Source organism: Bordetella sp. H567, from assembly GCF_001704295.1.
Lineage (GTDB): Bacteria > Pseudomonadota > Gammaproteobacteria > Burkholderiales > Burkholderiaceae_B > Bordetella_C.
The window spans coordinates 884195-897439 of sequence record NZ_CP012334.1; the positions used below are offsets into that span (position 1 = coordinate 884195).

Below are 13245 nucleotides of genomic sequence, written 5' to 3' on the forward strand. Positions count from 1 at the left end.
AGAGAACTGTCGCGTGCTTGTCGGGAGGCGACGCGGGCGCCGCACCTTTGAGGCTGTCATCACCATCGCCGCCGTTAATCCGGCGCCGCGCATTCGAAGGACAGCGCGATGGGGCGATCCCCCACCAGCGTCGCATCGCTGGCCAGCGGCAGCGAGCGCGGTCCCGATTGGCGGGCATTCAAGCGCCCCTGCAGCAGCAGGCTACGCGCGCCGCCTTCCAGCACGACGCGCGATGCATAGCCCATGACCGCGGACTTGCAGCCGCATTCGCCGATCGGTTTCCTGACGTCCAGCGTGATCTCCTGCAGCAGCAGGCCGCGTTCGGCGGTGCGCGTGCCCGCCTGGATGACGACGCAGGCCTGCAAGCGGTTGTCGACCGTCACGGTGCCGGCGGCGCTGGCAGGCACCGTGCCGGCGAGCAGCACGCAAGCCGCGGCGGCGAAGGCGGATAGGACGCGATGGCTAAACACGCGTGCCTCCGTACGTCGGCCGGCCGGGCACGTACTGCACCATCAGGATCATGGAATCGCGATGGCTGCTGCGCACATAGGTACGCAGCAGCGGAAAGATGCGGCCTTCCACTTCGATGCAGCCGTGGCTGTAGCCCTTGATGGAGTCGTGCAGGTAGAAGCCGCCGCGCGCGGCCGTGCAGCGATGGCGCGTGGCCTGGTCGGCGGGCTCCATGCGGGCGCGGTTCCAGCCCCAGTTGGCCCAGTAGCGTTCGCATTCGTCCACCGCGGTGCCGCGCGGGATCGATTGCATGCCCCAGGCGGGCTGGAGCGTGCAGGCTTGCCGTCCATCGTCCTGAGCCTGGCCGCGGTCGGCCAGCATGAGCTTGTAATAGCCCGGCGGGATGGGGCCGCTTTCCCCGGCGCAGAATTCGTCCGGCAGCTGATGTCCGGGCAGGCCGCTGCTGGCGCGGAATTTGCCGTGGCCGGGCCAGTCCAGGACCTGGCCGTCGTAGAACATATCGTGCCTCACTGCATGACCTCCTCGGTTTCAGGGTTGAGCGCAGCCATCGCCGCGGCGGCGGCGCGGGCCGCGCGAGCGCTGGCTTGCGCGGAACGCTCGCGGCTTTCGTAGTCCAGCAGCAGGTCGCCGGCATCGCCCTGGGCGGGCCGCCGCGTGCCCAGCCAGGAGGCCAGGCCCAGCGGCTGGGGCGAGCCCAGGCGCACGCCGCGCACGTCGGCCGCGCGCAGCAGCGGCCGCGCGTCCCAGGCGAACTCGATGCCGATGTAGTGGCGCACCCAGTGCATCAGTTGTCGTCCGCGCGCGCCGCCCGGCAGGAAGGCCTGGTAGCTGGCCAGGTCCAGCGGCCCGATGTCGATGCGGAAGCGGTGCTGCGCATCGCGCACCGCCGCGCCCAGCACGGTGTCGCGCCCCAGCCCCATGGCGCTGCCCAGCGTCAGGCGCTGTGCCGGTTCCAGCCGTATCCACTGCGGGACGAACTCGCCGATGCGCACGGGCACCTGGAAGAACTCCTGCAGGATGTGCTTCAGCCCTTCCGGGTTGCGCGTCTGGCGCAGCAGGTGGCCCGACATGTAGTACTTGGCGTGATCCATCACGGCGTCGCGCCGGCGCATGGACGGCTGCCCCATGTGCAGCAGGCTGGCCACGTAGCGGGTGAAGCGTTCCTCGCCGCGGTCCAGGCTGACCGTGCTCTGGGCGTCGGCCCACGCGCGGTAGAACAGCAGGATCAGCCGGTGATGGAAGATGTCGGCAAAGGCCGACAGCGTGCGGTCGCGGTGATGATGCATGCGCTCGCGCGCGTGCTCGGTCAGGTGCAGGGGCAGCGGGCCGTTGGGGCCGAAAAGGCCGAAGCTGTAGATGGACAATTCGGCCGGACGCCCCGGCTGCGCGTCCTGGGCGGCGGCCAGGGTCGACGGCGCGAAGGCCATGGACGGTTCCTGGCGCAGGCGCACGGGCTCGTTGCGCGGCAGGCTGTCGCGGCCCAGCGGCGCGCGCCCGCCCGCCCGCGCATCGATCCAGCGCAGGGTATTGAACAGGTCGTGCGAGTAGGGCTGGGCCTGCAGGCGGCGCCAGAAGTCGGCGGGCAGCGCGGCGGGCGCGGCGCCGCGACTCGCCTTATCCCATGTGGATCTGCTTGGCATCGACCTTCACCAGCTCGCCACCGGTGACCATGGTGTAGTTGCCGTGCAGGCGCGCCGCCTGCTCGGCCTGGTAGTCCAGCGTGCCGGCGCGCACCTGTTCCACTTCCTCGATGGTGCGGAAGCTCAGGCGGCTCATCAGCGTCATGCGGTCCATGACCGCTTCGTAGGCCTTGCCCACCAGACGAGTGGTGCCCACGGTGGCCTGCAGCTCCGTGGCGACGTAGCGGATGCGATCGGCCACGCAGCGGGCATCGCGCGCGTGCAGCGCCAGTTCGTCCGTTTCCACCCGCACGGCGGCGCCGCCGCGCAGATGGATCGTGCCGGCGCTCTCCAGCGACAGGTTGCCGTCGGCCGATTCCAGCGCCACGTCGCCAGGCAATTCCAGGCGCGCGCGGCCGGCGTCGGCCTGGGCGATCACCGCGATCAGGTACACGCGCGCGGGATCCGGCCCGCTGATCAGCACCTCGTCGTCCACGGCCGGGGCCAGCAGGCAGCTGGCGGCGCGGCGCGCCCGCCAGGGGCGGCCGTCGCACTCGACGCGATAGCTGCCGTCGTCTTCGCGCGCGATGACGCGGCCCAGCAGGTGGACGGGATCGTAAGCGGGATAGCGGCGCGCGGCGGCGGTTTTCATGGCGGGTTTCCTTTCAATGTTTCATGGGACGCTAGACCGCGGGCCGGGTCCCCATGCGGGGCTTCCATCGCGCGAGCTCGCCGCGCTGCAAGGTGGACAGCACCAGTTCCGACATCATGTTGATCGACACGTGGCGCGCGAAGAACTTCTCGAGCACGGCGCCGAACAGATACGGGCTGATGCCGGAAAAGGCTGCTTCGTCGACGTCCAGGCCGATGCGCACGCCGCGGCCGTAGACGATGGGCCCCGGCGCGGGCAAGCGGTGGTGCATGGGCGAGATGCGAACGTGGCGCACGCCGGCGATATGCTTGCGCACCACCGGGTCCGCCAGATTGCCGTACACCGTCAGCATTTCGCGCAGCGTTTGCGCGCCCGCTTCCTCGTCCAGGTCCATCAGGCTCAGGTAGTTCAGGCCCAGGTGGCTGATCAGGTGCCAGGTGGCGGCGTCTTCCGCCAATGCCGCATGCGGCCGCGTCGGGCCGTGCAGCACCTTGATGGCGCCCACCGGTGCCGAAATCCGCAGCGTCAAGTCGGTCTGCGTGCCCAGCGGCAGCAGCACCGCCAGGTCGCGGTTGGTGCACAGCGTGTCCAGGGTCAGGTGCCGCAGCTGCCCGGAAAACGGCGCTTCGTGGCGGTCGACCAGCGACAGATAGACTTCGCTTCCCGTATAGCCGGTGCGCGTGCCGTTGCGCCGCGCCGTGTCGGAGATCAGGCGCGGTTCCCGGCGCATCGAATAGTAGGCGCCGTAGTCGTCCGGATCGCTGAACACGGAGCCGTAGAAGGGACGGAACTCCTGTTCCGGGCGGTCCGCCGAGGCGTGCCCGGTGACGCGCGTCATGCCGTAGATCTCGTAGTCCAGCGGACGCGTGCGGTCCACCACCACGTGGTATTCGGAGGTGCGCGCCGTGACCGCCACGCGGTCGGCGCGCTTGGGGAACAGGTTGATGATCGGCGCGCAGTGCAGCGGCAGGTTGTCCGCGGTAATGGCGCCTTCCAGTTCCGGTGCCGCGGCCGAAAACAGCAGCGTCAGGTCGAAGGCGCGTGTTTCGCGTGGCGTGCCGCCGGGACCGGCTGCCCGCAGTCCCCGCTTCAGGCCATTGACGCTGAAGAACAGATAGCGGCGCGGGAAGGCGAAGTATTCCTGCAGCAGCCGGTAGCCCTGGAACACCCGGGCGTCCGCGGGCAGCAGCGCCTGGTCGTCATCGAAGCCTTCGTGGCGTACCGCGTCCGCGGACATGCGGTTGATCCAGCCGACCGGCCGCGCGCTGTCGTGGCCCAGTACCGCGACGGTATTGCCAATGACCATCTCCAGCAGGCGCTGCATCTGCAGATCCTGGCCGTTCAGGTAGAACACCAGCTGGTCCAGCTCCAGGTCCTCCAGACGCAGGCCGCCGCAGACCTCGATGCGGATGCGCAGAGCGCTCAGCACGCGCGTCCCGCGGCCGGCCAGGCCCAGGCGGCTTAGCGGCAGGTCCGGCGGCGGCGCGCCGAAGGACGCCTCCACCACGCGCAGGGGCCACAGCTTCAGGTGATGGCCGGTCATGAATTCGGCGGGCGTCTGCTCGCCACGCGGTACCTTGCCGCGCAGCAGCGTGCCGCGCGGCAGGTCGAATCCCCGGGCCAGGGTGCCTTCGTTCATGCTGGGCTCGAAGCGCACCACCGCCATGGCCGGCGTGGGCGCCAGGTAGTTGGGATAGACAACCTCCAGCAGCCGCTGCGAAAAGCGCGGGAATTCCGCGTCCATCTTCATGTGGATGCGCGCGGTCAGGAAACTGAAGCCTTCCAGCAGGCGCTCCACATAGGGGTCCGCGACTTCGGTGGCGTTCATCCCTAGCCGCCCGGCGACCTTCGGGTAGTGTTGCGCGAACTCCGCGCCCATCTCGCGCATGTAGACCAGTTCGCGGTTGTAGTAGTCCAGCAGCCGCGCGTCCATCAATACCCTCCCAGGTCGCGCAGGTCCATATGGCCGCTTTCCAGGTCGATGTCCGTGCGGAACAGGAATTCCAGGGGATGCGGCACGCACCACAGCATGCCCTTGATCTCCAGGCTGAGTACGTTGTGGTGTTCGAGCGTGCCGGTGTCGGTCACGCAGCGCACTTCGACCGACGAATCGAGGATGCGCGGTTCGAAGGACGCGATGGCGCGGCGGATGGAGTCCTCGACGTCGATCCAGTCGATGTCCGACATGCGCTTGCCCGCCATCGCGCGTACGCCGTAGTTCAGCACCGAGGCGGCCACGGGACGGTGGGCGTCCAGGTCGTCGGTGGTCTCCAGGTTCACCGTATTCAGCAGCCAGCGCAGGTCGCGCAGCACGACTTCGCGCAGCTGGGCGTGCGTCAGCATCGACGATTCGCGCGGCTCTTCGCGCCTGCCCGGTTCATCGTCCAGCAGGCGGTCGAGCAGCGAGGGCTGCAGGCGATCGCGCGCGGCAAGCGCTCGGGTATCGCTATGGCCCATCGGCGTGCTCCACGGCGCGGATGTCCAGCAAGGCGTATTCGCCCTGGTCTGTCAGCCACATCTTCTGCCCCAGGCCGGTGTAGGTGTCGCCGTGCAGGGGCTCCCATTGGGTCAGGCGGCCCAGGCGGATGCGCTCGTCCTGGTCCGCCATGCGGCGGCCAGCCGGCGCCGGATAGCGCGCGGGTATCAGCGCATGCAGCACGCGGGCGTCCGCCAACGTGATCTCGGCCTGCGCCCAGATCACGTCGCACAGTGCTTCGGGCCCGACCAGGCGTACCTTGCGCAGATAGGAAAAGGGTAGCCACGCGTAATGCTCACCCTGGATGAATTCGAAAATGGGTCCCAGGCGGCTGTCGCCGTCGCAGACCCACGGAAATCGCAGCGGCCCTGCCTCGCCCGTGTGTTCCAGCGTGCCCGACAGCGGTTCGGCGTCCTCCAGCGCCTGGGCGCGCAGCGCCGCCGCGCGGGTAACGTCTACCGTGTCGTGCCGCAGGGCCGCCAGCAGCTGGTCCAGCCACGACGGGCGCGGCCCGGGCACGGCCGGGTCTGCCTGGCCCGCCAGCACCGCCTCGCGCTGGCGCTCCGCCGCGATGGCGCGGTCGTACATCAGGGCGGTGGGCGCGGCCTGCGGGTTCAGTTCGGCGCACAGCTTGAGCTGTTCGGCCGCGCGTTCCCATTCCCCCTGCACCGCCAGCAGCTGGAACAATTGCGCGCGCAGATCCGCATCGCCGGGCTGGCGGCGGATCCGCGCGGCCACCGTATCCATGTGGGCCGCGATGCTGGCGGTATGAAGCGGAACGGCGGTCGTGGCCATGGGGATCAGCCGACTTCCTTGTTCTGCTTGATATCCCAGGCCACCAGGGTTTCGGCGCCCTTGCCGCCCTGGTCGGTCTGCTCCCAGTATTGCTGCTTGACCTTGGCGGCCTGGAAGGCGAAGTTGGCGATCACGCCGGCGTCCGAACCGCCGTCGCCGGACAACTGCACGGAGGACACCAGCACGTCTTCCAGGGTGATCTTGGAATACTCGATCTGCGTGCCGCCCGCCTTGCACATGGACAGCTGCACCATGTTCAGGTGCTTGCCGCTGGCGCAGTGCTTCATGACCGCGGGCGCGGCCTTGTCGATGCGTGCCACCACGTGCAGGTCGTTGAAGCTTGCCTTGCCCGCGCCCAGGCCGCCGCCGCTCGACAGATTGCCGGGCTGGGTGGCACCCCAGGAAAACGACAGTACGTCGGTCCAATCCTTGTGATTGGCATCTTTCGATTCGCCATTGGCGCCATCGATCTTCATGAAAATATCAACAGCCACTTGCTTCTCCTGATGTGAGGTCCAGTCTGGGTCCTGCTGGGAAAAAGCCACGCCGCGGGCTTTCTGCACGAGAACATCCCGGCGGAATCGGCAATGAAGAGCGCCTTCGGAGGGCACCGACCCTGTCGGATGCCCGCTCCTGGGACGTCAGGCCACCGGCGCCGCGCCCGCTGCCTCGGCAAGCCGCACGCGAGGTGCGGCCGCCCTGGCGCGGCCCCGGATGGCGTAGGGGTCCAGTCAGCCCTCGTTCTGCTTGAGCGAGGGCAGTTTGGACACGAGGCGCAGCGACACCGTCAGCCCTTCGAGCTGATAGTGAGGCCGCAGGAAAAACTTGGCGGCGTAATACCCGGGGTTGTCCTCGACTTCCTGCACCTGTACCTCGGCGGCGGCCAGCGGCTTGCGCGCCTTGGTTTCCTGCGAGGAATTCACCGGATCGCCGTCGACATAGTTCATGATCCAGTCGTTCAGCCAGCGCTCCATGTCGTTGCGCTCGCGGAAGGAGCCGATCTTGTCGCGCACGATGCACTTCAGGTAATGCGCGAAGCGGCAGCAGGCGAACAGGTAGGGCAGGCGCGCCGAAAGCTTGGCGTTCGCGGCGGCATCCGCGTCGTAGTAATCGTGCGGCTTCTGCAGCGACTGCGCGCCGATGAAGGCGGCGAAGTCCGTGTTCTTGCGATGCACCAGCGGCATGAAGCCATTCTTCGCCAGTTCGGCCTCGCGGCGGTCGCTGATGGCGATTTCGGTGGGGCATTTCATGTCCACGCCGCCGTCATCGGTGGGGAAGGTATGGCAGGGCAGGTTCTCCACCGCGCCGCCGGACTCCACGCCGCGTATCGAGGTGCACCAGCCGTACAGCTTGAACGACCGATTGATATTGGCCGCCATGGCGTAGGCCGAATTGGCCCAGGTGTAGCGGTCATGGTTGGAGCCGTCGGTGTCTTCCTCGAAATCGAAATCGTCGACGGGGTTGGTGCGCGCGCCGTAGGGCAGGCGCGCCAGGAAACGCGGCATGGCCAGGCCGATGTAGCGCGAGTCCTCGGATTCGCGCAGGCTGCGCCAGGCGGCGTACTCGGTGTTGGTGAAGATCTTGGTCAGGTCGCGCGGGTTGGCCAGCTCCTGCCAGGTGTCCATCTGCATGACGTTGGGCGATGCGCCCGCGATGAAAGGGCAGTGCGCCGCGGCGGCGATGCGCCCCATCTCGCCCAGCAGTTCCACATCCGGCGGGCTGTGGTCGAAGTAGTAATCGCCCACAAGGCAGCCGATGGGCTCGCCGCCGAACTGGCCGTACTCTTCTTCGTACACGCGCTTGAAGATGGGGCTTTGATCCCAGCCGACGCCCTTGTGGCGCTTGAGCGTGCGGCCCAGTTCCTGCTTGGAAATGCACATCACGCTGATCTTCAGCAACTCGTCCGTCTCGGTGTTGGAGACCAGGTAGTGCAGCCCGCGCCAGGCGCCTTCCAGCTGCTGGAAGTCCGCGTGGTGCATGACCAGGTTGATCTGCTCGGACATCTTGCGGTCGATCTCGGCGATGATCGCCTGGATCGTGCGATAGGCGTCCGAGGACAGGCCGACGCCGCTGTTCTCCAGCGCCTGGTGCGCCAGGGTGCGGACGGCATGCTCCACTGCTTCGCGCGCCTGCTCGGTCTTGGGCTTGAATTCCTTTTTCAGCAGGGCGGACAGGTCGTCCGCTTCCAGCGCTTCGTCGACGCGGTTCGCCGCGCGTTGGGCCGTTGCGGTCATGGTGTTCTCCATCGTTATTGATTGGCGTCGCGGCCGGCGCGGGTTTCGCCGTCCGCATCCGTCGCGGCGTCCGGCCCCGCCTTCGTCCCGGCCTCGGCGGGCTTGGGCGAGGCGGCCAGCGCGTTCAGGAGCGCGGGATCTTCGAGCACCTTGCCGATCAGCTCCTCGGCGCCCGTCTTGCCGTCCATATACGTCAGCAGGTTCGCCAGCTGGGTGCGCGCATTGAGCAGTTCATTGAGCGCGCCCACCTTGCGCGCGACCGTCGCGGGCGAAAAGTCGTCGATGCTCTCGAAGGTGATATCGACGTTCAGGTCGCCCTCGCCGGTCAGCGTATTGGGCACGTGGAAGGCGGCGCGCGGCCGGATGGACTTCATGCGCTCGTCGAAGTTGTCGATATCGATGTTCAGGAACTTGCGCTCGCCGATATCCGGCTGCGGCGTATCCGAACGACCGGCGAGGTCAGCCAGTACCCCCATCACGAAAGGCAGCTGCACCTTGCGTTCCGCGCCGTAGATTTCGACGTCGTATTCGATCTGTACGCGGGGCGCGCGGTTGCGCGCGATGAATTTCTGGCCGCTGCCTTTCAGAGTGGTTGCCATGCGGTTCTCCTGGTAGAGCTGGATACGGGGTGTCAGGGCGCGGGCCTGCCGTCGGCGTCACGGGGCAGCAGCAGTTCGAACTGCTCCAGCCCTTGGGGCGCCAGGTTGCGGATGATGTCGTGGAAACTGAGCGGAATCAGCTGCTGGGCCCGCCGGATCACATAGGGCGCGGGATGGCCGGGCTCGTGCACTTCGAAGTAGGCGCAGACCTTGGTCAGCATGGCCATCGCTTCGTCGCGCGTATGGATCTGCGCGTCCTGCCAGCGCACGCCATCGGCGCCGGATGCCGCGCGCGCCGGGGCGGCGTCCGGCACGGCGCCGGTGCCATGCGCCTGCCCGTCCGTCGCCGCGGCGGTCGCCGGGACGCCGTCGGGCAGTTCCTGCGCGACGATATCCAGCCCGCGCAGGATGGCCGCGTAGTCCGGTATCCATTCGCCGCCCAGCCGTCCGGCGACCATGTCCTGTATCCGCCGCAGCGTGCGGGCGGCGGTCAGCAAGCCGTCCAGGTGCGGGTCGCCGGCTTGCCTGGCCTGGCGCATTTGTTCGACCAGGTGGGCGCGGCCGCCCGGATAGGCGTCGGCCTGCGCGCGGCTGCCGTCCAGGATGGATTCCGCCTCGCGCAGACTCAGTTTGCCGTGGACGCCTTCCACCAGGGTGGCCGAACGCGCGCTGCGCGCACAGCCCTGGACGTCCCCCAGCGAGGCAAGGGCATTCATGCGCGGCAGCGGGTCGTTCTCGCCCACGCTGTCCAGGCGCGGATGCACCGCGTCCCAATAGCGTTCCAGCGCGTCGGCGCACAGCGTCAGGCCGTCGGCGTAGCCGGCCAGCCCGCGCGTCTCGGTCCACGCGCGGGTGAGGTGGCTGATGACGCGGATATCGCGCGTGCGTTCGAGCAGGGCCAGCGCCTGTTTTTCGACGTCCCGCCAATCGGGCGCCTGCGCCGGGATGATGGTGCTCCCGAACTGCTGTTCGCTGCGTTCGGCGGCCGATTGCTGCAGCCGCAGAAAGTCCGCGTCGTACTCGAGGTCCTCCCCGCACGGCAGCCGAGGGTCGAGCGTGCTCAGTATTTCGGCGAATTCCATGGTCATAGTTATCAGGCGTTGCCCTCGTGGGGGCGTTGCCGGTACACGCAACCCGGTGTCCGTCTGGATCTAGTCTGTCCGTGTGGCTCGTCACGGAATGCGAATTCTATGCAGTCGGATTAGTCTGACTATGGCAACTCACACACGCTGTTTTTTCTTACGATTGCTTAACACCCGCGAAAAATTTAGAACAATTTCTTCGCTCGAAAGTTGACGTCCTGTAATGAAACTTACGTAGTTCATAGGCTCGTCTCTAGGTGCAGACAAAGCCACGGCAACAAATCGGAATTTTGGATTTCTACGATCGCTAACATTTAAAGGTGACTAAGTATTTCGATATCGTAAAAAGGACAAACGCTTGTGAGCCGACTTCTCCTGGTCTTGCAAGCTGTTTAGAATCGCCCGTCTCGCGCATCGGCAGCGATGGTGCGGCGATTCACTGACGCACGGCGTACGCGCGTAACCCTCACAAGAAGAAGATAGGGGCGACCGCGGTGGACGCTGTCTCTCGAGGAGAAGAGATGGACCGCATGGTGGACAGCGATCGGATCATCAAGGCGCACACGCCGCTGCCGGAAGACCAGTTGCGCTTTCGCGCCATGCATGGCGCCGAAACGATCTCGCAACTGTTCGAGTTCGAGCTCGACCTGGTGGCCGAGTCCTATACCCTGGACATGAAGGCGCTGCTGGGCAAGCCCATGACGCTGGAAATCGAAACGCCAGGCGGCACGCCCCGTTTCCTGAGCGGCGAGGTCACGCGCTGCGTGCTGGTGGGGCGCGATACCGACGGCGGCGGCTACTACGTGTATCGCGCCACGCTGCGCCCGTGGCTGTGGTACCTGACCCAGACCTCGGACAGCAAGATCTTCCAGAACAAGAGCGTGCCGGACGTGATACGCGAGGTGCTCGCGGACTACAAGTATCCCGTCGAGTTCAAGCTGGCCGACAGCTATCGCACGTGGGAATACTGCGTGCAATACCAGGAGACGGACTTTGCCTTCGTCAGCCGCCTGATGGAACACGAGGGCATCTACTATTGGTTCCGCCACGACAACGGCAAGCACACGCTGGTACTGGCCGACGACGTGACGCAGCACGAAGCCGTTCCCGGCTACGAAAGCATTCCGTACTACGGACCGGACCGCAACGCCGTGCCGCGCGAGGACTACGTCTACGAATGGGAGCTGGCCGAGCAGATCACGCCCGGCGCCTTCGCCACCACCGACTACCATCCCCTGACGCCGGCCGCCAGCCTGGAGGCGCGACGCAACAACCCCGGCGCGCACGATAACGGCGACCTGGAAATGTACGAATGGCAGGGCGGCTATACCAACCCGGAGGACGCGGAGCACTACACGCGCGTGCGACTGGAGTCGCTGCAGTGCCAGCGCGAGGAAAGCCGCGGGTCCTGCAATGCGCGCGGACTGGCCCCGGGCCATCTGTTTACGCTGCGCAATCATCCGCGCCAGGCCGAGAACCGCGAATACCTGGTCGTCGGCGCGTACTACCGCATGCGCGAAGCCGCCTACACCACGGGTGCCGGCGAGCCCGCCACCCTGGACATCGACTTCGTTGTCCTGCCTTCCTCCGTCCAGTTCCGCGCGCCGCGCATCACGCCGGTTCCGCGCACCCACGGTCCGCAGACGGCGACGGTGGTGGGCAAGCAGGGCGAGGAGATCTGGACCGACAACCTGGGCCGGGTCAAGGTGCAGTTCCATTGGGACCGCTACGGCAAGAAGGACGAAAACAGTTCGTGCTGGGTGCGCGTGTCCAGCCCATGGGCGGGTGGCGGCTTCGGCGGCATCCAGCTGCCGCGCGTCAACGACGAAGTCGTGGTGGACTTCATCGGCGGGCAGCCGGACCGTCCCCTCATCATCGGCCGCGTGTACAACACCAACAACATGCCGCCCTGGAACCTGCCGGACAACGCCACGCAGAGCGGTTTCCTGAGCCGGTCCAAGAATGGCACGCCGGCCACGGCCAACGCCTTCATGTTCGAGGACCGCGCGGGCGCCGAGCGCATCTGGCTGCATGCCGAACGCAACCTGCACACCGAGGTCGAGTGCGACGAGTTCCACCACACGGACGGCGAGCGCAACACGGTCATCGGCGGCAACGACATCAAGCGGGTGCTGTGCAACCGCGATATCGACGTGACGGGCACGGACAAGCTCACCGTCGGCCAGTCGCGCACGGTGGAAGTGACCGGCCACGAGGACTACACCGTCAAGGCCTCGCGCACGGTACATGTGAAGAGCGGCCTGATGGAGGAGAAATTCGACAACGGCTTGAAGACCACGGTCGCGGCCAGCGGCGAAACGCGGGAGATCACGGGGCTGTTCGACGAAACGCTGAAAACCGGCGAAAAGATCACCGTCAGCGGCGGCGATTCCCTGCATGACGTGCAGGCCGGTACGCTGACGGCCCAGGCCACGGGCCAGGTGGTGGTGAAGTCCAGCAGCGCGGGCCTGGAAGCCACCGCCCCGCAGAAGATCCGCGTGGAGTCCACCGGCAATGCGATGGACGTCAAGTCCCAGGGGGCCATGCTGGTGCAGTCCGTCGGTTCCACCGTGGACGTGCACGGCAACGCCGACATCACGCTGAAGACGCCGACGGCCATCGTGCTGAACGCGCCCGAGGTCAAGAACATGGCGAACGGGAAATGGCTGACCACGACGCCGTACGGCCTGTCGCTGGCCGGCTTCAAGGCGGAAATCGGCGTCAGCCGCATCGCGCTGTACCGCACGACGGTCATGCTGAATTTGTCTTTCACCAATTACTCCGCGATCAGCAATATCGGGGCGCTGACGTCGTACCGCACCTCCGGATCCAGCTACGCCTTCGATTCCATCAAAGTCCAGCAGGTCGGCTTGAAGCAATCCATGGTTGGCCTGTGGAGCATCCTGTGATGGCGGCGTGGGGCTTGCCCGGATGGGCCTGGGCGGTCATCCTCGTGCTGGTGTTGTCGGTCGTCCAGGTCGGCTTCATGCTGCGCGGCGAATTGCGCCGCCGCGCACAGGACGCGGCGCTGGTGGCGCGCCAGGACCAGGTGCGCCAGACCGGCCGCCCCGGCACGGGGGTGGTCATACGCACCACGGATACGGGCACGCGCCTGGGCGCCATCAAGTTCTTCGTCATCGACATCACGCTGCGGGTGGAAGCCCAAGGTGCCGAACCGGCTTTCGACGCCACGCTGCGCGTTCCGGTATCGCCGGTGCGCCTGGCGGAGTTCGCGGAAGGCCGCATCGTCCGGGTCCGAGTGAATCCGGACACCCGCGAGGTGGCGCTGGACCAGCGCACGGAATAGCACCGTGAAG

13 protein-coding genes are annotated in these 13245 nt (G+C 67.0%); 2 read left to right on the forward strand and 11 right to left on the reverse strand.

Annotated features, from left to right (window positions below; translation table 11 throughout):
- Positions 1-74 precede the first annotated feature (74 nt).
- The 11 genes from AKI39_RS03950 to tssA all read right to left on the reverse strand — a co-directional run bounded on the left by AKI39_RS03950 (position 75) and on the right by tssA (position 9928).
- Positions 75-470, reverse strand: a complete 396-nt coding sequence (locus AKI39_RS03950) for a DUF2195 family protein (RefSeq protein WP_066632590.1) — start codon at positions 468-470, stop codon at positions 75-77.
- The gene (locus AKI39_RS03955; protein ID WP_083228610.1) at positions 463-981 is read right to left on the reverse strand and encodes a tlde1 domain-containing protein; all 519 of its coding nucleotides are present in this window, start codon (positions 979-981) and stop codon (positions 463-465) included. The genes AKI39_RS03950 and AKI39_RS03955 overlap by 8 nt, the downstream gene beginning before the upstream one ends.
- On the reverse strand, positions 978-2111 hold the full coding sequence (gene tssG / locus AKI39_RS03960) for a type VI secretion system baseplate subunit TssG (protein ID WP_145925187.1): 1134 nt from the start codon (positions 2109-2111) through the stop codon (positions 978-980). The genes AKI39_RS03955 and tssG overlap by 4 nt, the downstream gene beginning before the upstream one ends.
- Positions 2086-2742 (reverse strand): DUF3540 domain-containing protein, encoded by a 657-nt coding sequence (locus AKI39_RS03965; protein WP_066632594.1) that lies wholly within the window; start codon positions 2740-2742, stop codon positions 2086-2088. Before AKI39_RS03965 ends, tssG begins: the two co-directional genes overlap by 26 nt.
- A 31-nt stretch (positions 2743-2773) precedes the next feature.
- Positions 2774-4675 (reverse strand): type VI secretion system baseplate subunit TssF, encoded by a 1902-nt coding sequence (tssF, locus tag AKI39_RS03970; RefSeq protein ID WP_066632596.1) that lies wholly within the window; start codon positions 4673-4675, stop codon positions 2774-2776.
- Entirely contained in the window at positions 4675-5199 is a 525-nt protein-coding gene (gene tssE / locus AKI39_RS03975; protein ID WP_066632598.1) for a type VI secretion system baseplate subunit TssE, read from the reverse strand. Before tssE ends, tssF begins: the two co-directional genes overlap by 1 nt.
- Entirely contained in the window at positions 5189-6013 is an 825-nt protein-coding gene (locus AKI39_RS03980) for a type VI secretion system accessory protein TagJ (RefSeq protein WP_066632613.1), read from the reverse strand. The genes tssE and AKI39_RS03980 overlap by 11 nt, the downstream gene beginning before the upstream one ends.
- Before the next feature lie 5 nt (positions 6014-6018).
- Positions 6019-6507 carry an Hcp family type VI secretion system effector gene (locus AKI39_RS03985; RefSeq protein WP_066632616.1) on the reverse strand — a complete coding sequence of 163 codons (489 nt, stop codon included), beginning with the start codon at positions 6505-6507 and terminating at the stop codon, positions 6019-6021.
- A 237-nt stretch (positions 6508-6744) separates the two neighbouring features.
- On the reverse strand, positions 6745-8247 hold the full coding sequence (gene tssC, locus AKI39_RS03990; protein WP_066642134.1) for a type VI secretion system contractile sheath large subunit: 1503 nt from the start codon (positions 8245-8247) through the stop codon (positions 6745-6747).
- Between the two features lie 14 nt (positions 8248-8261).
- Positions 8262-8846, reverse strand: a complete 585-nt coding sequence (gene tssB, locus AKI39_RS03995) for a type VI secretion system contractile sheath small subunit (RefSeq protein WP_066632630.1) — start codon at positions 8844-8846, stop codon at positions 8262-8264.
- Positions 8847-8878: 32 nt separating this feature from the next.
- Entirely contained in the window at positions 8879-9928 is a 1050-nt protein-coding gene (gene tssA / locus AKI39_RS04000) for a type VI secretion system protein TssA (protein WP_066642137.1), read from the reverse strand.
- 521 nt (positions 9929-10449) lie between these two features.
- Between tssA and AKI39_RS04005 the strand changes: the two genes are divergently transcribed.
- Positions 10450-12837: a type VI secretion system Vgr family protein gene (locus AKI39_RS04005; RefSeq protein ID WP_066632634.1), complete on the forward strand. Its 2388-nt coding sequence runs from the start codon at positions 10450-10452 to the stop codon at positions 12835-12837.
- Positions 12837-13235 carry a hypothetical protein gene (locus tag AKI39_RS25085; protein WP_083228611.1) on the forward strand — a complete coding sequence of 133 codons (399 nt, stop codon included), beginning with the start codon at positions 12837-12839 and terminating at the stop codon, positions 13233-13235. Before AKI39_RS04005 ends, AKI39_RS25085 begins: the two co-directional genes overlap by 1 nt.
- The last annotated feature ends 10 nt before the right edge of the window (positions 13236-13245 follow it).